The following is a 19079-nucleotide window of genomic DNA, read 5'->3' on the forward strand; positions in this document are numbered from 1 at the left end:
TGGAATACCGCAATGACACGCTTTTCTCTCGCCGTCACCCTGATGTTAATGCTGCTGCGGCCGGCTTTGGCTCTCGATGTGGGTGAGATCAGCTCCTTCATGCCTGGCGACAGCGCGCGCCTGAGCAAGGAAATCAAAAACACCACCGACAGCGGCCGGCTGGTGAACATCAAGATCGAACGCATTTCCAGCCCCCTGGCCTCCGGTACGGCGATCCCGATGAGCAGCCGGGATGAAATGCTGCTGTCGCCCGCCAGCCTGATCTTGCCGGCCAACGCCAGCGATGTGATCCGCTTTTACTACAAGGGGCCGAACGATGCTCAGGAGCGCTACTACCGCATCGTTTGGTTCGATCAGGCGCTGAGCGAGGCGGGGCAAAACTCGGATCGGCGTAATGCCGTGGCCACCACGTCGGCGCGCATCGGCACCATTTTGGTGGTGGCGCCTCGGCAGGATCGCTTCGCCTATCAGTTCGCCAACGGACGGATCAAAAACACCGGCAACGCCACGTTCAAAGTGGTGGCCTACGGCAATTGCAGGAACAAGCAAGACGGCAGCGACTGCAAGGAGAACTATTTCGTGATGCCGGGCAAGGATCGCGCCTTCAGCAAGGTTGACGTCAACGATAAAAAAGGGCGCGTCGCGCTGTGGCACGGCGAACAGTTTATCCCGGTGAAGTAATGCGCGCGTTATCCACGATGGATGCAAAACAATCACGCAAGGAGTGGCATGTGAACGCTGTGCTGTTGAAAACGCTTTTGGCTGCCGGTGCGCTGGCGCTGCCGACGCTGTTGCCTGGCCGTATGGCGATGGCGGCCGGTTTGACGCAGATTAACGGCGTGCTGATCCCGCACACTTTCAGCCTGGCGTTGCGCGAGGGGATGAGTATTCCGCTGTTGTTGCATTATGAAAAGAGCGATGGCGTCAAAGACGACAGCCGCATCGGCCATGCCTTTCTCTACCTGGATCAGGACAGGCTAACGATTCGTCGGGTGACGCTGGAGGATAACGACGACGGCGCCCGGCTGACGGCGGCGATAGCCGGCCAGCTGCAGGCTTTGCAGGATGCGCCATTCGATCGGCAGCAGCATATCCGGGTCGCGGACGACGCCTGGCTGGCGCTGGATTTCCGGCAGCTCAACCTGCAGTTGGTGGTGAAGGAATCCGCGCTCGGAACGGTGCTGCGCGCTCGCTCCAGCGACATCGGCGCGTCCAGCGTGGATGCCGTAAGCAGCACGCTGGACTATAACCTCGGGGTCTACGATAACCGGGCCCGCGCCAGCGAAGGCAATACCTCCAGTTATTTATCGCTCAACAGCGTCACGGCGTTGCGTGAACACCACGTGGAGTTGAACGGTTCCATCTACGGTATCGGCAGCGGCGATGAGAACGCCACGCTGTACAAAGCGATGTACGAGCGTGATTTCGCCGGCCGCCGTTTCGCTGCCGGCATGCTGGACAGCTGGAATCTGCAGTCGCTGGGGCCGGTCACCACCATCAACTCGAGCAAGATTTATGGTCTGTCCTACGGCAACCGCGCCAACTCGACGGTATTCGATAATTCCCAATCGCTGACGCCGATCGTGGTTTTTTTCCCCTCGGCCGGCGAGGTGCATCTGTCGCGCGACGGGCGGCTGCTCAGCGTGCAAACCTTCACGATGGGCAACCATGAAGTGGACACCGGCAGTTTGCCCTACGGTATCTATGACGTAGAGGTGGAAGTCGTGGTCAACGGCAAAGTGGTCGATAAACGCATGCAGCGAGTGAATAAACTGTTCAGCCCCAATCGCGGCGCCAATGCGCCGCTGGCCTGGCAATTCTGGGGCGGGATGCTGCGCATGGACGACTGGCGCGGCGAACGGGAACGCCACCGCCCGGCAAAGGACTCTTATTTGCTTGGCGCTTCGGCTACCGGCAATCTGCAAACGCTTAATTGGGCGCTGTCGGGGTATTCGTTTGACGGCAACGCCGTCGGCGAGAGCCGCGTCAGCCTGCCGGTGACCGAGTCGATTCAGATCAACCTGCAAAACATGGCGGCCTCCGATCGCTCCTGGAGCCTGGTCAATAGCGTCAGCGCCGCGTTGCCCGGCGGCTTCAGCAGCGTATGGATCAATCAGGAGAAAACGCAGATTGGCGATCGTCTGTTGCAAAATGACGCCTATAACCGCGCCGTTGGCGGCAGCCTTAATCTGGGGGCGCTGTGGTCTCCGCTGGGCACCCTGAGCGCCAGCTACAACGACGATAAGAAGAACGACAGCCACTATTACAACGCCGACTATTACCAGAACATCTTTACCGGCCGCTTCGGCACGCTGGGCGTGCGGGCGGGCGTGCAACGCTACAACAACGGCAGCAGCAACGCCAATACCGGCAAGTACATCGCGCTCGATTTTTCACTGCCGATGGGCAACTGGCTAAGCGCCGGCGTTTCCAATCAAAACGGCTACACCACCGCCAACCTGGCGGCGCGCAAGGACATCAAGGACGGGCCGATCCGCACCCTGGGCGCCAACCTGTCGCGGGCGATTTCCGGTGATACCCGCGGCGACAACCGCTTCAACGGCGGTGGCTATGCGCGCTTCGACACCAAGTATTCTGCCGGCACGCTCAACGTCAGCAGCTCCGCCGACGGCTACGTTAACAGCAGCCTGACCGCGAGCGGCAGCATGGGCTGGCAAGGGCGTGATATTGCCATCAGCGGCCGCAACGAAGGCAACGCCGGGATTATCTTCAATACCGGCATTGAAAACGACGGCCTGCTGACCGCACGGGTTGACGGCCGGATGGTGAAGCTGAGCGGCAATAAGAATTACCTGCCTTTGTCGCCTTACGGTCAGTACGACGTTGAGCTGATGAACAACAAAAACTCGGCGGAGAGCTTCGACATCGTCACCAAGCGCAAGAGCAAGCTCACCCTGTATCCGGGCAACGTGGCGGTGATCTCGCCGGAGATAAAACAGATGGTGACGGTGTTCGGCCGCATCAAGGCGGAGGACGGCACGCTGCTGGCCAACGCCTATATCAAGAACCATATTGGCCGCACCCGCACCGATGAGAAAGGCGAATTTATCATGGACGTCGACAAAAAATTCCCGGTTATCGATTTTACCCACAGCGGCAATCAGACGTGCGAAGTGGATTTGGATCTCAGCAAGGCGCAAGGCGCGGTGTGGGTCGGCGACGTGATCTGCACCGGGCTGAAAACCTATGCGGGCAATCTGTCATCCGGGGAGTCTGACCATGAGAGCTAACGTTGCGCTGTTGTTGTTGGCGCTGGTCGCCCCCGCGCTGCAGGCGGCGGTCAGCCAGACCAACTGGCCGGATGCGGCGGTAATGAAATTTGTCTTCGTGGAGAACAACGCCGACGACAATTTTTTCGTTACGCCGGCCGGCGGGCTGGATCCGCGCATGACCGGCGCCAATAAGTGGACCGGGCTGAAATACGGCGGTTCCGGCACTATTTATCAGCAAAGCCTGGGGTACGTGGATAATGGCTACAACACGGTGCTGAATGCCAACTGGCGCTATGACATGTGGCTGGAAAATGCGCCGATAAAGAATCCGTTCCTCGGCTTGCGTTGCATCAACTGGTATGCCGGTTGCAATATGGATACCAGCTTGATTCTGCCGCAGACCACCGACGAAAAGGGATTTTACGGCGCCGTGGTCACGCCCGGCGGCGCAAAATGGATGCACGGCATGATGTCGCCGAGCTTCTATCAGTATCTGAAGCAGATGGCGGCGGGTGACGCTTTCAGCATGCAGATCAACGGTTGCCAAACGTCGGTGGCTTACGACGCCGCGGCCGGCGGCCGCTGCCAGGATCAGGCCAGCGGCAGCTGGTACAAGCGCACCGTCACGCACAGCAAGGCCGCCCACCTGCGCTTTATCAATACCAACGCCGTATCGGAGGTGTTCGTCAACAGCGATGGGGTGCCGATCATCGGCGAGGGCAATGCCGATTGCAAGAACCAGACTATCGGCGCCCGCTCGGGCATCATGTGCAAGATGGTCAGCTATGATTTGCAGACCGACGGCAGCGTCAGTAATACCTCGATTCATGTTTTCCCGGCGATTAACCATGCGGCGCTGTCATCCGCGGTGAACGCCGCCGACCTGCAGTTCAGTCTGAACGGCAACACCTGGAAAAACACGTCGGGCACCGGCAGCTACTATACCTTTAACGAACTGAAGAGCAGCAATGCCGTCTATGTGTTCTTCTCCAGTAACTTCTTCAAACAGATGGTTGCGCTGGGGATTTCCGACAGCGGCACCCGCGATCTGATCAATTTCCGTTTTCAGAACACCACCTCGCCGGAGTCGGGATGGTATGAGTTTTCCACCTCAAACCAGCTGATTATCAAGCCGCGCGATTTCAGCATCAGCATTATTTCCGATGATTACGACAACAGCCCTCATCGTGAAGGTTATGTCGGCCCGGCGGAGCCGGCGCTGGAGTTCGGCTACCTGGTGACTACCAGCGGCAAAACCGCCGCCGATCAGGTGAGGGTGATGGCGACCGGGCCGACTCGGGCGATCAACGGGGTGAACTATTGCCTCTTTTCTTCCGCGGATAACAGTACCCAGGTGCCGTTTCCCGCCACCCTCGGCATCACCACCAGCACCAACGGCCAGCAGAGCTTCGCCGCCGGCTGCGATGGCCAGTGGCACGACATGACCAATGCGCTCTGGAGCAGCACCCCGTGGAATGATATTTCCGGCGAAGTGGGGGTGCTGAACAAGACCCGCGTGACCTTTAGTATTCCGATGAATAATCCGATCTCGCTGAGAACCGTCGACGGCAACGGTTGGTACGGCGACGTCAGCGCCGCCGGTGAAATTCATGTCGAAGCCACCTGGCGCAACATCAATTGAGGGCAGAGCGTGAAACTTATGCTGATAGGGTTGCTGTGTCTGTCCTTCCCCTTTACTGCCACCGCGATCAATGTTGGTACCCTGACGTTTGCCATGGATCAGGATCGCTCATTCACCGCCAAGCGGGTGTTGAATAACAACCGCAGCGCGCGCCTGTATCAGGTGAGCATTCGCGCCATCGATCGGCCGGGAGAGCGCGAGGTGCGCAGCCGGCCGGCGGACGGCGAGCTGCTGTTCGCACCGCGCCAGCTGACGCTGCAGGCCGGGCAGGCGGAGTACTACAAGTTTTTCTACCGCGGGCCGCAGGATAATCGCGAGCGTTATTACCGGGTGTCATTTCGCGAAGTGCCGACCCGATTGTTCGAGCCGGGGCCGCGTCGGGGCGCCGGCGTCAACCTGGAGCCGATCGTGGTGATGGACACCATTCTGGTGGTGCGTCCGCGTCAGGTAAACTTTGCCTATCGGCTCGATACCCAGCGCGGTACGCTCACCAACACCGGCAACACCTACTTCAAGTTCCTGCTCAAGCCGGGCTGCAACAGCACGGATGAAGAGGGCGTCACCGAATACCTGCGCCCCGGCGATACGCTGACCCATGCCGATATTCGGCTGAAGGGGCAGAAATTCATTATCTATAACGACAAGTTTATTAGCGTCGATCGCAGCTGCCTCGATTAACGCGGCGGAATGGCAAAGCGGAAGCAGGCGCCGCTTTGCGCTTGTTCGATCAGCTGAATATCGCTATCGTGCAGCTGCAGAATGCGTCGCACGATCATCAGGCCCAGTCCGCCGGAAGGGCGCCGGGCGCCGCTCAGGACAGACGGGCGCACGAACAGATCGGCGCGCAGCGTCTGCGGAATACCGGGGCCGCTGTCGCTGACCTGCACCATCACCCGATCGTCCTGCCGCCACAGCCGCACGCCGATGTCGCCGCCGGGCGGCGTATGGCGAATGGCGTTGTCCAGCAGGTTGGTCAGCACCCGCTCAAGCATGCTGAGATCGGCGAACACCGGCGGAATGCCGGGGGGAATGTCGGCGTGCAGCCGCTGGTTGCGCGCCTCCGCCGCCAGTTCGAACTTTTGGAACACGTCCTGCAACAGCTCGCTGAGGGAGAAGGGTTCTTTCTGCGGTTTCACCACGCCGTACTCCAGCCGCGCCAGCTCGAACAGCTCCTGCGCCAGCTTGCCCACCTTGCGGCTCTGCGCCAGCGCGATCTCCAGGTAGCGCTGCCGATCGGCTTCGCTCAGGGTGGCGGCTTTGACCGACAGCGTCTCCAGATAGCCGTGCAGCGAGGTGAGCGGGGTGCGCAGATCGTGCGAGACGTTGGCGATGAACTCGCGCCGCAGCCGATCCTGCTGCGCCAGCGTTTGCCACTGTTCGGCAAGGCGCTGCGCCATGCGGTGGAAGGCCTGCTGCAGCTGGCTGACTTCGTCGCGCCCGGCCCGTACCGCCGGCAGCGATGCGTAGGCCTGCACCGCCTCGATGCCGCCGCTGTCCAGCGCGCTGACCTGCCGGGTCAGGCGACGGATAGGGCGCGTCACCCAATAAAACGCCAAACCGCCGGCCAGCAGGCTGAACAGCACCATCAGCCCGGAGGTCCACAGCGCCATCCTGACCGCCGAGTTGAACTGGGCGTTGCTGGCCAGCGCCGTGTACTCTTCGCCGAGCAGCACCACGTACAGATAGCCTTCGATCCGGCCATCAACCTTTAGCGGCGCGACGCTGAACACCTTGCGCCCGTCCGCGCTGCGCGGATCGTCGCCATACACCGGCATCGGCGCGCCACCGAGCAGCGCCTGCAGCGGCGGCAGCGCGACCCGCTGCCGCTTCAGATGCCCGGCCGGCGCGGCGTTGCCGATAATCGTGCCCTGTTTGTCGAGCAGGTAAACCTCAACGCTGGGATTCACCGCCATCAGCTGATCGAACAGGGTATGCACCGCCTGCGGATCCGGCCCGTTCACCCCCAGCAGCGGGTTGCTGTCGGCAATATGCTGCGCCAGGTTGCCGGACAGGCGCTGGATCACCGCCTGGCTGTACTGGGTGCTGCTGCGCACCTGCATCCAGCCGGAAAAGGCGCAGCCGATGACGATCAGCAGCGCGAAGATCAGCGTGAGGCGTTGCGCTAACGTAAGGTTTTTCATGGCTCACTCTTGCGGCGCGGCCGCGAATTTATAGCCCATGCCCCACACCGTGAGGATGCGCTCGGGTTCCGCCGGGTTGCGCTCTATTTTGATGCGCAGCCGGTTGATATGGGTGTTGACGGTGTGCTCATACCCCTCGTGCTGATAGCCCCAGACCTGATTCAACAGGCTCAGGCGCGAGAACACCTGGCCCGGGTGGCGGGCGAAAAAGTACAGCAGGTCGAATTCGCGCGGCGTCAGCTCGACCGGCTGCTGGTGCAGGTGCACTTCGCGGGCGATGGGATCGATGGTCAGATCGTTGAAACTGAGCACGCCGGCGTCCATGCGCAGGTTGCGGCTCATCGCTTCCTGGCGGCGGAACAGCGCCTTGACCCGCGCCACCAGCTCCAGCATGGAGAAGGGCTTGGCCAGATAGTCGTCGGCGCCCAGTTCCAGCCCCAGCACGCGGTGTACCTCGCTGGAGCGCGCGCTGATGATGATGATCGGCGTGTAGCGCGTCATGGTGCGCGCCCGGCGGCAAATTTCCAATCCGTCCACGCCCGGCAGCATCAGATCGAGGATGAGGGTGTCCCAGCCGCCCTGTTCCAGCATCGCCATGCCCCGGTTGCCGTCGGCGGCGTGGCTGATGGCGTAACCCTCGTCGCGCAGATGCAGCTGCAGCAGTTCGGCGATGTCGCCGTCGTCCTCGACGATCAAAATTCGTTTTGGCTTGTCCATTCTCATTACCGCTGATTGCCCGTTTCTCTCTGAAGTCTACACAACCCCCACCGGCGGAGTTATCACATTTTATTTAACTTTGCGTGAGGTCTTGGGGAACAAATCCGGGGAATACTCGGCTCATCGCCTCATTGGTCGCCAGGAGTTCGCATGAGCCTCACTCTCACCCCGGAACAACGACAGACGGTGCATCCGCTGTGGCTGCGGTTGACGCACTGGCTGAATGCGCTGGCGATGCTGATCATGGTGACCAGCGGCTGGCGCATCTACAACGCCTCGCCGCTGTTCAACTTCAGCTTTCTCAATGAGCTGACGCTCGGCGGCTGGCTGGGTGGCGCGCTGCAGTGGCACTTCGCCGGCATGTGGCTGTTCGGCGTCAACGGGCTGTGCTACCTGCTGATCAACCTGGCCAGCGGGCGCTTCAAACGTAAATATTGGCCGCTCAGCCCACGGCAGTTTCTCGCCGATATAGGCGCCGCGCTGCGCGGCAGGCTGCAACACGCCGACCTGCGCCACTACAACATGGTGCAACGCGTGGCCTATCTGTCGGTGATGATCCTCGGCGTGATGAGCGCGCTGTCCGGGCTGGTGCTGTGGAAATCGGTGCAGTTTCCGCTGCTGCGCACGCTGCTCGGCGGTTATGAGGCGGCGCGCTATATCCACTTTTTCGCTATGTCGGCGCTGGTGGCCTTCGTCGCGATTCACCTGGTGATGGTGGCGCTGGTGCCGCGCACGCTGCTGGCCATGCTGCGCGGACGCTAAGGAGTGAATAATGGAAAAGGATAAACAGATCATGACGATCGATGAAGGGCAGGCGATCGTCAAAGAAGCGCAGCGGCTGTTGAGCGCGTCATCCCGCCGCCGCTTTCTGCGCAATGGCCTGACGCTGGGCGGCATCGCCATGCTCACCGGCTGCGATCTCAGCGACAACGCCAACGTCGAACAGGCGCTTAGCCACATGTCGCGCTTCAACGATCGGGTGCAGGGCTGGCTGTTCGACGGCGAGCGCCTGGCGCCGGTCTACCCGGAATCGATGATCACCCGGCCGTTCCCGTTCAACGCTTTCTACGCCGAGGAGGACGCGCCGGACATCAACGGCGACGACTACCGGCTGGAGGTGGCCGGATTGGTGCAGGACAAACGCGCCTGGAGCCTGCCGCAGCTGCACCGGATGGCGCAGGTCAGCCAGGTGACGCGCCATATCTGTGTCGAGGGCTGGAGCGCCATCGGCAAGTGGGGCGGCGTACCGTTCGCGACCTTCCTCAAGGCGATTGGCGCGGATCTGAGCGCCCGCTACGTCAGCTTCAAATGCGCCGACGACTACTACACCAGCATCGACATGGCCACCGCGCTGCATCCGCAGACGATTATCGCGCTGACTTATGACGGCCAGATCTTGCCGCGCAAGTACGGCTACCCGATGAAGCTGCGCATGCCGACCAAGCTGGGCTACAAGAACCCGAAACACATTCAGGTGATCGAGGTCACCAACCGCTTCCCGGGCGGTTACTGGGAAGACCAGGGCTACAACTGGTTTGGCGGCAGCTGAGGCGGCCGCCGGCCATTCTCCGGCACTCCGGTGCCTTTGACATGACGGAAGGAAATACCATGAAAAAGTTACTCGCAATGATGATGTGCAGCGCGCTGATGCTGGGCGTAGCCGGCGCCAACGCCGCTGATGGCATGAGCAAAGACGCGATGAAAAAGGACGGCATGAGCCAGATGTCGCACGACGGCATGGCGAAAGATGGGATGAAGAAAGAGTGCATGGGCAAGGACTGCATGAAGAAAGACAAGATGGGCAAAGACGCCATGAAAAAGGATGGCATGGCGAAAGACGGTATGGCCAAAGACGGCATGAAGAAAGACGAAATGAAGAAGGACGCGATGGGGCACTAAGCCGCCGCACTCCGCGGCCACCAGCGGGCGATCCGCGGCGGCCGCGGGCAACATAAGGAGAGAGGATGATGCTGGCGACATGGCTGCGGCGCTTTCAGCGCTCGAACGGGGACGTTATCTTTATGCGCGCGGCGCTGGTGGTGATCTTCGCCGCCTTCGGCTACGCCAAATGGTTTGATTACGAGGCGCAGGGGCTGGTGCCGCTGATCGGCAACAGCCCGCTGCTGAGCTGGATGCATCAGGCGTTCGGCATCCGCGGCGCCAGCTATGCGCTGGGCGTCGCCGAGTGGAGCTTCGGTTTGCTGCTGCTGGCGGGATTCTGGTCGCGGCGGCTGGGGTTGCTGGGGGCGATCGGTTCGACGGTGACCTACCTGACCACGCTGACGCTGATCTTTTCCACGCCGGGTGCCTGGGAGCCTTCCGCTGGCGGTTTTCCGGCCATGGCCGGCGCCACCAGCTTTTTGATCAAGGATCTGGTGTTGCTGGCCGGTTCCCTGGTGCTGCTGAAAGCCGATTTGCCGGCCGAGCAGGCATAAAAAAGGGCGTAGCCTGGCTACGCCCTCTGGTTATTGATCGACCGTCACATATCCGGGAAGGTCAGGGTGCCCCCCGGCGCTTCGCGATGAATGTGCAGGAAGTTCAGGTGCTTCTCGTACTGGTCGAGGATATCGCCAATCACCTGTTCCTTGCTGTAGTCCATCAGGTCGTTGCCCTGGGTGCCTTCCATCAGGAAGGTTTCCAGCCGGTAGTAGTGCGATTTACCGGAGCGGGCGCGATAGGTGAAGCCCGGCACCGAGTAGCGCATCGGCCAGATCTGATAGATAAAGTTCTGTTCCTCGCCCAGGTGCACCAGCAGCTCCAGGTGGTTCAGGCGCTCGTCTTCGGTCGGCGGCACTTCGCTGAACTCCACTTTCGCACCGCGCAGCTCCAGCTCGCGCGCCACGTCCTGCATTGCCGGGCGGCAGACTTTATCCAACATTTTCTGCGTGTACTGGGTGCCCGGGTAGTTCATCACCCGCGACAGGCGCTGTTTCCAGTTGAGCACGTCGTGGCTGGAGACCGGCACCGGCGCCAGGGTGCTGAGCGCGCTGGCCTTGCGGTAGTCTTCCACCCGCAGCGATTTATACAGCCCGGCCATCACGAAGAAGATCACGAAGCTGAACGGCAGGCCCATGATCACCGTGGTTTTCTGCAGCGCCGGCACGCCGTCGGTCATCAGCATGCCGATGGTCAGCAGGCCGATGGCCACCGACCAGAAAATCCGCAGCCAGTTTGGCGCATCATTATTGATGTCGGCCAGGCGCGAGGTGAAGTTGCCCAGCACCAGCGAGCCGGAGTCCGCCGAGGTGACGTAGAACAGCAGGCCGGTGATGGTGGCCACCGAGGCGCTGAAGGTGAAGCCGGGGTATTGCGCCAGCAGGCTGTAGAAGCCGCGCTCCGGGAACTGCATCACTTCCTGCGCAAACTCGGCGTTGCCGTGAATGATCTGGTACAGCGCGCTGTTGCCGAAGATAGACAGCCACAGCAGGGTGAACACGAACGGAATGATCAGCGTGCCGACCACGAACTGGCGAATGGTGCGCCCGCGCGAGATGCGCGCCAGGAACAGGCCGACGAACGGCGACCACGCCACCCACCAGGCCCAGAAGAACAGCGTCCAGTTGTTCATCCACTCCACCGGCCGATCAAAGGCGAAGCTGTTGAGCGTCATGCCCATAAAGCGGTTGATGTAATCGCCGACGTTGAGCACCAGCGCATTGAGCAGGAACTCGGTGTCGCCGAAGAACAGCACGAACAGGATCAGGCCCAGCGCCAGCAGCACGTTCAGCTCGGACAGGATGCGGATGCCCTTGTTGACGCCCGAGGTGACCGAGATGGTGGCCATGATCACCGACAGCAGGATCAGCGAGCCCTGCACCGTCAGGTTTTCCGGGATCTCGAACAGCACCTTGAGGCCGTAGTTGAGCTGCACCACGCCGATGCCCAGCGTGGTGGCGATGCCGAAGATGGTGCCGAGCACCGCGGCGATGTCCACGCTGTGGCCGATCGGGCCATTGATGCGCTTACCGAAGATCGGGTACAGCGCCGAGCGGATGGTCAGCGGCAGATTGTAGCGATAGCTGAAGTAGCCGAGGGCGATGCCCATCAGCGCATACATCGACCAGCCGGTCAGGCCGTAGTGGAACAGCGTCCAGACCATCGCCTGGCGCGCGGCCTCCAGCGTTTGCGCGTCGCCTTCCGGCGGCATCATGTACTGGGTCACCGGCTCGGCGACCGAGAAGAACATCAGGTCGATGCCGATGCCGGCGGCGAACAGCATCGCCGCCCAGCTCATCAGGCTGAACTCCGGCTTGGACTGCTCCGGCCCGAGCTTGATCGAGCCGAAGCGCGAAGCGGCGATAAACACCACGAACACGATGTACAGCGTCGCCGCCAGCAGGTAGTACCAACCGAAGGTGGTCGACACCCAATTCAGCGTGCGGGTGATCCACTGCCCGGAGAAGTCGGTGAAAAAGATGGTCATCAGCGAGAAGGCCAGGATCAGACCCGCCGAGGTGAAGAAAACCACAGGGTTGAGGCGGTCCTGCTGCGGTTTGGAGGAGGTTTCGCGTGTTGTCATCGTCATCCTCTGAACTGAGTAAAATCGTGCCGCTCCGCATTTCGGGGCGCGTTGGCGCCGCCGGAAAACGGGCGAATGAAGGCGGCGGCCACCCCATCAGGAGGGCCTGAGTAACGCCGCTTTCGCCTGTTAACGAAGCGCCGGCGCGCTTCGCGGCGGGAACCGCTTACAGCCACTGATTTTGGTCAGATTCGTTAATTACCTCACAAAAATCAGCCAGTTCCACAACCAGATAGTACAAATTTTTAACCAGGCGGCAATAAAATATATGCAATTTTTATTGAACGTTCAATCAAAAAAAAGTTTAATAGTCCCCATGATGACCTGAATCACGGGCGAAACGGCAGTGAAATTTGCCCGCTGAGATAAGGCCGAAGTCGGTTTTGTGAGAGTCGAAATATGCCAAAGGTAGGAATGCAGCCAATCAGAAGGCAGCAGTTGATTGATGCCACGCTCGCCGCGGTAAACGAAGTGGGAATGCATGACGCCACCATCGCGCAGATCGCGCGGCGGGCCGGCGTTTCCAACGGCATCATCAGCCATTATTTCAAGGACAAGAACGGCCTGCTGGAAGCCACGATGCGCTATCTGATCAGCCATCTGGGCGAGGCGGTGAAGCTGCGCTTGCAGGCGCTGACCGATAACAGCCCGGTGGCGCGGCTGCAGGCGATCGTCGCCGGCAACTTCGACGACAGCCAGATCAACAGCGCGGCGATGAAGACCTGGCTGGCCTTTTGGGCCAGCAGTCTGCACCAACCGCAGCTCAACCGGCTGCAGCAGGTGAACGGCCGCCGGCTCTATTCCAACCTGTGCGCCGAGTTTCGCCGCGTCATGCCGCAGCCGCAGGCGCGGTTGGCGGCCAAGGGGCTGGCGGCGCTGATCGACGGACTGTGGCTGCGCAGCGCGCTGCGCGGCTCGGCGTTCAATCAGGCACAGGCGCTGGCGCTCACGACCGAATACATCACGTTCCAACTCCGGGGGCAGACGCCGCCCGGAGGATAACTCAAGGAGATCCTATGTCCCGTTTTGGCTTGCAGAAGCTCTATATTCATGGCGCCTATGTAGACAGCACCGCTGGAAAAACCTTCAACGCCATCAACCCGGCGAACGGCGAAGTTCTGGCAGAAGTCCAGGCCGCCGGCGCTGAAGACGTCGATCGTGCAGTGGCCAGCGCGGCCAGCGGGCAGAAGGTGTGGGCGGCGATGACGGCGATGGCGCGTTCGCGCATCCTGCGCCGCGCGGTGGATATTCTGCGCGAGCGCAACGATGAACTGGCGGCGCTGGAAACGCTGGATACCGGCAAAGCGATGTCGGAAACCACCGCGGTGGACATCGTCACCGGCGCCGACGTGCTGGAGTATTACGCCGGCCTGATCCCGGCCATTGAAGGCGAACAGATCCCGCTGCGCGAAACCTCATTCGTCTACACCCGCCGCGAACCGCTGGGCGTGGTGGCCGGCATCGGTGCCTGGAACTACCCGATTCAAATCGCGCTGTGGAAGTCCGCGCCGGCGCTGGCGGCAGGCAACGCGATGATCTTCAAGCCGAGCGAAGTCACGTCGTTGACGGCGCTGAAGCTGGCGGAAATTTACACCGAAGCCGGCCTGCCGGACGGTGTCTTCAACGTGGTGACCGGCAGCGGCGCGGAAGTTGGGCAGTACCTGACTGACCATCCGGGCATCGCCAAAGTCTCTTTCACCGGCGGGGTGAAAACCGGCAAGAAGGTGATGGCCAACGCGTCGGGGTCGACGCTGAAAGAAGTCACCATGGAGCTGGGCGGCAAGTCGCCGCTGATTATCTTCGACGACGCCGATCTGGATCGCGCCGCCGATATCGCCATGATGGCCAACTTCTACAGCTCCGGCCAGGTGTGCACCAACGGCACCCGCGTCTTCGTGCCGGCGGCGCTGCAGGCGCAGTTTGAGGCGAAAATCCTCGAGCGCGTGAAGCGCATTCGCCTCGGCGATCCGACCGACCCGCAGACCAACTTCGGGCCGCTGGTCAGCTTCGCGCACATGGAATCGGTGCTGCGCTTTATCGAAAGCGGCAAGAACAGCGGCGCGCGTCTGCTGTGCGGCGGCGAACGCGTCACCCACGGCGAATTCGGCAAGGGCGCTTACGTGGCGCCGACGGTATTCAGCGACTGCCGCGACGACATGGAAATCGTGCGCGAGGAGATCTTCGGGCCGGTGATGAGCATTCTCAGCTACCAGAGCGAAGAGGAAGTGGTGCGCCGCGCCAACGATACCACCTTCGGCCTGGCCGCGGGCGTGGTGACCAACGATCTGGCGCGCGCGCACCGCGTGATCCACCAGCTGGAAGCCGGCATTTGCTGGATCAACACCTGGGGCGAGTCGGCGGCGGAAATGCCGGTCGGCGGCTACAAGCAGTCCGGCGTTGGCCGCGAGAACGGCCTGACTACGCTGGAACACTACACCCAGATCAAATCGGTGCAGGTTGAGCTGGGCGAATACGCCTCGGTATTTTAACTATCCCCGTCGTCTTTCGAGCCGCAGCCGCGTTGGCTGCGGCCGACAATCTTTAGAGAGCCAAAATACACCGCCTGTTGCGGAGCCGCGCCTCGCGTTTTCGCATCGTGCAGGCCTATAAAAGTAAGGAGATAATGAATGGAATTTGACTACATCATTATCGGTGCCGGTTCCGCCGGCAACGTGTTAGCCACCCGATTGACCGAAGATGCCGACGTCAGCGTCCTGCTGCTGGAAGCCGGCGGCCCGGATTACCGGATGGATTTCCGTACCCAGATGCCGGCCGCGCTGGCGTTTCCGCTGCAGGGCCGCCGCTATAACTGGGCGTATGAGACCGATCCTGAGCCGCACATGAACAATCGCCGGATGGAATGCGGCCGCGGCAAAGGGCTGGGCGGTTCGTCCCTGATCAACGGTATGTGTTACATTCGCGGCAACGCGATGGACTTCGATAACTGGGCTAAGGCGCCGGGTCTGGAAGACTGGACCTATCTGGACTGCCTGCCGTATTTCCGCAAGGCGGAAACCCGCGATATCGGCCCGAACGACTATCACGGCGGCGAGGGTCCGGTGAGCGTCACCACGCCGAAAGCCGGTAACAACGAACTGTTCCACGCTATGGTGGAAGCCGGCGTGCAGGCGGGTTACCCGCGCACCGACGATCTGAACGGTTACCAACAAGAAGGCTTCGGCCCGATGGATCGCACCGTGACGCCGAAAGGGCGCCGCGCCAGCACCGCCCGCGGCTATCTGGATCAGGCGCGTTCGCGGCCGAACCTGAAGATCGTCACCCATGCGCTGACCGACCACATCGTGTTCGACGGCAAGCGTGCGGTGGGCGTCAACTATTTGCAGGGCGACAGCAATCAGCTGACCCACGCCAAAGCGCGGCGCGAAGTGCTGCTGTGCGCCGGCGCCATCGCCTCGCCGCAGATCCTGCAGCGTTCGGGCGTCGGCCCGGCGGCGCTGCTGAACCGCCTGGATATCAAGGTGGTGCACGATCTGCCGGGCGTCGGGGAAAACCTGCAGGATCACCTGGAGATGTACCTGCAGTACGCCTGTAAGAAACCGGTGTCGCTGTACCCGGCGCTGCAATGGTTCAACCAGCCGAAGATCGGCGCGGAATGGCTGTTCAACGGTACCGGCGTTGGCGCCAGCAACCAGTTCGAGGCCGGCGGCTTCATCCGCAGCCGCGCAGAGTTCGCCTGGCCGAACATTCAGTATCACTTCCTGCCGGTGGCGATTAACTACAACGGCAGCAACGCGGTGAAAGAGCACGGCTTCCAGGCGCACGTCGGCTCGATGCGTTCGCCGAGCCGCGGCCGGGTGCAGGTGAAGTCGAAAGATCCGCGCCAGCACCCGAGCATTCTGTTCAACTACATGTCGACCGAACAGGATTGGCAGGAGTTCCGCGACGCTATTCGCATCACGCGCGAGATCATGGCGCAGCCGGCTTTGGACGAATACCGTGGCCGCGAGATAAGCCCGGGGCCGGAGGTGCAGACCGACGAGCAGCTGGACGCCTTCGTGCGCGAGCACGCCGAAACCGCCTTCCACCCGTCCTGCTCGTGCAAGATGGGCGAGGATGAGATGGCGGTGGTCGATGGGCAGGGCCGGGTGCATGGCATGGAAGGATTGCGGGTGGTGGATGCGTCAATCATGCCGCTGATCATCACCGGCAACCTGAACGCCACCACCATCATGATCGCCGAGAAGTTAGCCGATCGCATTCGCCAGCGCGCGCCGCTGCCGCGCAGCACCGCCGACTATTACGTCGCCGGCGATGCGCCGGTGCGCAAACAGTAACCGACACGCCCTCTCGCCGTTGAGGGGGAGGGCCGCCGTAGCAAGCAACCCCTCTCCATATGCTCTTCCCCAAGGCGAGGGGGCAACTCTCTTTTTATTCCTTATCCCATCATGCCGCCGGCAGCGAGATCGCCTGATCGAAACTGGTGGGCGTCGCCATGCGCCACATGCGGGCGTAGAACTCGCTTTTGATCTCCGGTTGCAGCAGCGCGCCCGGCTCCAGGTAGTAATAGATATCGGCGTACACCTTGATCTCGGTCGGCGTGATGCGGCGCAGCATATGGTGCGAGGTCAGCTGCTCCGGGCGGCTGACGCCGGCCGCCGCCAACATGTCCGCCAGCGCTTTCACCGTATTTTGATGGAAGTGGTAGACGCGTTCCGCCTTGTTCGGCACCACCAGCGCCTTTTGCCGCAGCGGATCTTGCGTCGCTACGCCGGTCGGGCAGTGGTTGGTGTGGCAGCTCTGCGACTGGATGCAGCCGACGGCGAACATAAAGCCGCGCGCCGAGTTCACCCAGTCGGCGCCGAGCACCAGCACGCTGGCGATGTCGAACGCGCTGATGATCTTGCCGCTGGCGCCTATCTTGATCTGGTCGCGCAGGCCGCAGCCTACCAGCGTGTTATGCACGAACAGCAGCCCTTCGCGCAGCGGCATGCCCATATAGTTGGAAAGCTCAAGCGGCGCGGCGCCGGTGCCGCCTTCCTTGCCGTCCACCACGATGAAATCCGGCAGGATGCGGGTGTGCAGCATCGCCTTGACGATGGCGACGAACTCCCACGGGTGGCCGATGCACAGCTTGAAACCGACCGGCTTGCCGCCTGACAGCTCGCGCAGCTGTTGGATGAAATGCATCATTTCCAGCGGGGTGGTGAAGGCGCTGTGCGACGCTGGCGAGATGCAATCGACCCCTTCCGGCACGCCGCGGGTGGCGGCGATTTCCGCATCCACCTTTTTCGCCGGCAGAATGCCGCCGTGGCCGGGTTTGGCGCCCTGGCTGAGCTTGATTTCAATCATTTTCACCTGCGGGCTTTGCGCCTGTTCTGCAAAGCGCCGCGGATCGAAATGGCCGTCGGCGGTGCGGCAGCCGAAATAGCCGCTGCCCAGCTCCCACACCAGATCGCCGTTGTTTTCACGGTGATAGCGGCTGATGCTGCCCTCGCCGGTGTCGTGGTAGAAATTGCCCTTGGCCGCGCCGAGGTTGAGCGCGCGAATGGCGTTGGCGGAGAGCGCGCCGAAACTCATGGCAGAAATGTTGAAGATCGACGCGGAGTAAGGCTGGCGGCAGTCGGGGCCGCCGATGGTGATGCGGAAACTGGTTGGGTCGGCGGCTTCCACCGGCCGCATGGAGTGGCCGATGCACTCATAGCCGGTTTGGTAGACGTCCAGCAGGGTGCCGAACGGTTTGTCGCCCATCTCGTTTTTCGCCCGGCGATACACCAGCGTGCGCTGGGTGCGCGAAAACGGGATCTCTTCATTATCCTGCTCGAGGAAATACTGGCGCAGTTCCGGGCGGATGAACTCGAAGAAGAAGCGCATGCGGCCGATGATCGGGTAGTTACGGCAGATGGCGTGGCGCTGCTGGGTGAGATCGTAGATACCCAACACCATCAGGCAACCGCAGGCCAGGGCCGGCAGCCAGAACCACGGATAGTTGTGCATCATGATCAAGAAAGCCAGGGTGAGCAAGATGCTCAGCACAAAGCAGGTATAGCGGCTGAATAAGGACGACTTCATAACATCTCCTGATGTTTATTTTAATCCACACGACATGACTCACGGATAATCCGTGTGCGAATCGTAGCCAACAGGAGGAGATGTTGTGTGTCTGTTGCTGCTTTGTCGCCGGTTGTTACATTAATTTAACGTGGCGGCAGGGGAGACGGGTTGCCGCGCGGCGTACCGCGCAACAAGCCAGGATGTTTATTTGCCGGCGACGAAGATGGTGCTCATGCTGCGCAGCCGCAGCTTTTTCATCGCGCTGTATTTTTGCGAGAAGATGGTTTTCGGGTGCGTGCCGCGCTTTTCCGCAATGTGCAGCAGGCTGTCGCCGCGCAGCAGATTGAAGATCACGTCGCTTTCTGCCGGGCTGAGCTCGCGGGTTTTCTGCACTCTGATGCCGCCCGGTTCTTTGCTTTCCAACAGCCGCTGGATTTTTTCCTGCAGCGAATAAAGCGGAATGCGGGTAGAGACCAACTCAACGGAAATTCCCAGGATCGACAGCAGTTTCACCACGCGCTCGTCGTCGTAGAACACCAACAGGCGCGTTTTGCTGTTGTACTGCTGGTGCAGGGACACCAGGCTTTCGATCACGTTAACGCTCTGCTCCAGGTTTTGCGAGGTGAAAATCAGCGCGATATCGTGCTTGGTGATCTTCTCTGCTTTGGCGCCGCCGTGCATGAAATCGGAAAACAGGCGGATATCGTACGCGCCGTAGTGTTTCTTCAGCAGCACCGACAGGCCAACATAGCTGTACTTACACTCACTAATCACAAGAACGTTGTTTTTAGACATAGGGCAAACACCAATACCGA

At 61.2% G+C, this 19079-nt stretch carries 16 protein-coding genes; 11 read left to right on the forward strand and 5 right to left on the reverse strand.

Annotated features, from left to right (window positions below):
• Nucleotides 1–12: 12 nt before the first annotated feature.
• Genes ACJ8IM_RS06925 through ACJ8IM_RS06940 form a run of 4 tightly spaced genes read left to right on the forward strand, consistent with a single transcriptional unit; the run spans nt 13 to nt 5553 of the window.
• A complete protein-coding gene (locus ACJ8IM_RS06925; RefSeq protein WP_033646845.1) occupies nt 13–681 on the forward strand; it encodes a hypothetical protein in 669 nt (222 codons plus the stop codon).
• A 17-nt stretch (nt 682–698) separates the two neighbouring features.
• A complete protein-coding gene (locus ACJ8IM_RS06930; RefSeq protein WP_051917614.1) occupies nt 699–3251 on the forward strand; it encodes a CS1-pili formation C-terminal domain-containing protein in 2553 nt (850 codons plus the stop codon).
• Nucleotides 3241–4875, forward strand: coding sequence for a fimbrial adhesin EcpD (gene ecpD, locus ACJ8IM_RS06935; protein WP_033653389.1), 1635 nt, complete (start codon nt 3241–3243; stop codon nt 4873–4875). The genes ACJ8IM_RS06930 and ecpD overlap by 11 nt, the downstream gene beginning before the upstream one ends.
• 18 nt (nt 4876–4893) lie before the next feature.
• The gene (locus ACJ8IM_RS06940) at nt 4894–5553 is read left to right on the forward strand and encodes a fimbria/pilus periplasmic chaperone (protein WP_072008395.1); all 660 of its coding nucleotides are present in this window, start codon (nt 4894–4896) and stop codon (nt 5551–5553) included.
• Here ACJ8IM_RS06940 and ACJ8IM_RS06945 read toward each other — a convergent pair.
• Nucleotides 5550–7016 (reverse strand): sensor histidine kinase, encoded by a 1467-nt coding sequence (locus tag ACJ8IM_RS06945; RefSeq protein ID WP_033653387.1) that lies wholly within the window; start codon nt 7014–7016, stop codon nt 5550–5552. The genes ACJ8IM_RS06940 and ACJ8IM_RS06945 overlap by 4 nt on opposite strands.
• Before the next feature lie 3 nt (nt 7017–7019).
• Nucleotides 7020–7733, reverse strand: a complete 714-nt coding sequence (locus tag ACJ8IM_RS06950) for a response regulator transcription factor (protein ID WP_033653386.1) — start codon at nt 7731–7733, stop codon at nt 7020–7022.
• 150 nt (nt 7734–7883) lie between these two features.
• Here ACJ8IM_RS06950 and ACJ8IM_RS06955 point away from each other — a divergent pair, with 150 nt between their 5' ends.
• From ACJ8IM_RS06955 to ACJ8IM_RS06970, 4 genes are all read left to right on the forward strand, one after another.
• Nucleotides 7884–8495: a cytochrome b/b6 domain-containing protein gene (locus tag ACJ8IM_RS06955; protein ID WP_033653385.1), complete on the forward strand. Its 612-nt coding sequence runs from the start codon at nt 7884–7886 to the stop codon at nt 8493–8495.
• Between the two features lie 10 nt (nt 8496–8505).
• A complete protein-coding gene (locus ACJ8IM_RS06960) occupies nt 8506–9282 on the forward strand; it encodes a molybdopterin-dependent oxidoreductase (RefSeq protein ID WP_033653384.1) in 777 nt (258 codons plus the stop codon).
• Nucleotides 9283–9341: 59 nt separating this feature from the next.
• Entirely contained in the window at nt 9342–9632 is a 291-nt protein-coding gene (locus tag ACJ8IM_RS06965) for a pentapeptide MXKDX repeat protein (protein ID WP_033653383.1), read from the forward strand.
• Between the two features lie 65 nt (nt 9633–9697).
• Complete coding sequence (locus ACJ8IM_RS06970; RefSeq protein WP_033637683.1) at nt 9698–10168, forward strand: YkgB family protein; 471 nt, start codon at nt 9698–9700, stop codon at nt 10166–10168.
• A gap of 44 nt (nt 10169–10212) precedes the next feature.
• Here the strand turns inward: ACJ8IM_RS06970 and ACJ8IM_RS06975 are convergent, their stop codons facing one another.
• Nucleotides 10213–12252: a choline transporter gene (locus ACJ8IM_RS06975; protein ID WP_033653535.1), complete on the reverse strand. Its 2040-nt coding sequence runs from the start codon at nt 12250–12252 to the stop codon at nt 10213–10215.
• Nucleotides 12253–12651: 399 nt separating this feature from the next.
• Here ACJ8IM_RS06975 and betI point away from each other — a divergent pair, with 399 nt between their 5' ends.
• From betI to betA, 3 genes are all read left to right on the forward strand, one after another.
• Nucleotides 12652–13254 carry a transcriptional regulator BetI gene (gene betI / locus ACJ8IM_RS06980; RefSeq protein ID WP_033653382.1) on the forward strand — a complete coding sequence of 201 codons (603 nt, stop codon included), beginning with the start codon at nt 12652–12654 and terminating at the stop codon, nt 13252–13254.
• Between the two features lie 14 nt (nt 13255–13268).
• Nucleotides 13269–14741 carry a betaine-aldehyde dehydrogenase gene (gene betB / locus ACJ8IM_RS06985; protein WP_033653381.1) on the forward strand — a complete coding sequence of 491 codons (1473 nt, stop codon included), beginning with the start codon at nt 13269–13271 and terminating at the stop codon, nt 14739–14741.
• Nucleotides 14742–14879: 138 nt separating this feature from the next.
• Complete coding sequence (gene betA, locus ACJ8IM_RS06990; RefSeq protein ID WP_033637685.1) at nt 14880–16547, forward strand: choline dehydrogenase; 1668 nt, start codon at nt 14880–14882, stop codon at nt 16545–16547.
• A gap of 109 nt (nt 16548–16656) precedes the next feature.
• Here the strand turns inward: betA and ACJ8IM_RS06995 are convergent, their stop codons facing one another.
• A complete protein-coding gene (locus ACJ8IM_RS06995) occupies nt 16657–18282 on the reverse strand; it encodes an FMN-binding glutamate synthase family protein (protein ID WP_033653380.1) in 1626 nt (541 codons plus the stop codon).
• A 186-nt stretch (nt 18283–18468) separates the two neighbouring features.
• Nucleotides 18469–19059: a LuxR family transcriptional regulator gene (locus ACJ8IM_RS07000; RefSeq protein WP_004939094.1), complete on the reverse strand. Its 591-nt coding sequence runs from the start codon at nt 19057–19059 to the stop codon at nt 18469–18471.
• Between the last annotated feature and the right edge of the window lie 20 nt (nt 19060–19079).

The sequence above is a fragment of the Serratia sp. CY33525 genome, assembly GCF_052169115.1.
In the GTDB taxonomy this organism is placed as follows: domain Bacteria; phylum Pseudomonadota; class Gammaproteobacteria; order Enterobacterales; family Enterobacteriaceae; genus Serratia; species Serratia sarumanii.

Bases quoted from the DNA above. Each gene is read 5' to 3' on its own strand.
- ACJ8IM_RS06925 (WP_033646845.1), top strand. From the start codon at position 13: ATGACACGCTTTTCTCTCGCCGTCACCCTGATGTTAATGCTGCTGCGG.
- ACJ8IM_RS06930 (WP_051917614.1), top strand. From the start codon at position 699: ATGGATGCAAAACAATCACGCAAGGAGTGGCATGTGAACGCTGTGCTG.
- ecpD (WP_033653389.1), top strand. From the start codon at position 3,241: ATGAGAGCTAACGTTGCGCTGTTGTTGTTGGCGCTGGTCGCCCCCGCG.
- ACJ8IM_RS06940 (WP_072008395.1), top strand. From the start codon at position 4,894: ATGCTGATAGGGTTGCTGTGTCTGTCCTTCCCCTTTACTGCCACCGCG.
- ACJ8IM_RS06945 (WP_033653387.1), bottom strand. From the start codon at position 7,016: ATGAAAAACCTTACGTTAGCGCAACGCCTCACGCTGATCTTCGCGCTG.
- ACJ8IM_RS06950 (WP_033653386.1), bottom strand. From the start codon at position 7,733: ATGGACAAGCCAAAACGAATTTTGATCGTCGAGGACGACGGCGACATC.
- ACJ8IM_RS06955 (WP_033653385.1), top strand. From the start codon at position 7,884: ATGAGCCTCACTCTCACCCCGGAACAACGACAGACGGTGCATCCGCTG.
- ACJ8IM_RS06960 (WP_033653384.1), top strand. From the start codon at position 8,506: ATGGAAAAGGATAAACAGATCATGACGATCGATGAAGGGCAGGCGATC.
- ACJ8IM_RS06965 (WP_033653383.1), top strand. From the start codon at position 9,342: ATGAAAAAGTTACTCGCAATGATGATGTGCAGCGCGCTGATGCTGGGC.
- ACJ8IM_RS06970 (WP_033637683.1), top strand. From the start codon at position 9,698: ATGATGCTGGCGACATGGCTGCGGCGCTTTCAGCGCTCGAACGGGGAC.
- ACJ8IM_RS06975 (WP_033653535.1), bottom strand. From the start codon at position 12,252: ATGACAACACGCGAAACCTCCTCCAAACCGCAGCAGGACCGCCTCAAC.
- betI (WP_033653382.1), top strand. From the start codon at position 12,652: ATGCCAAAGGTAGGAATGCAGCCAATCAGAAGGCAGCAGTTGATTGAT.
- betB (WP_033653381.1), top strand. From the start codon at position 13,269: ATGTCCCGTTTTGGCTTGCAGAAGCTCTATATTCATGGCGCCTATGTA.
- betA (WP_033637685.1), top strand. From the start codon at position 14,880: ATGGAATTTGACTACATCATTATCGGTGCCGGTTCCGCCGGCAACGTG.
- ACJ8IM_RS06995 (WP_033653380.1), bottom strand. From the start codon at position 18,282: ATGAAGTCGTCCTTATTCAGCCGCTATACCTGCTTTGTGCTGAGCATC.
- ACJ8IM_RS07000 (WP_004939094.1), bottom strand. From the start codon at position 19,059: ATGTCTAAAAACAACGTTCTTGTGATTAGTGAGTGTAAGTACAGCTAT.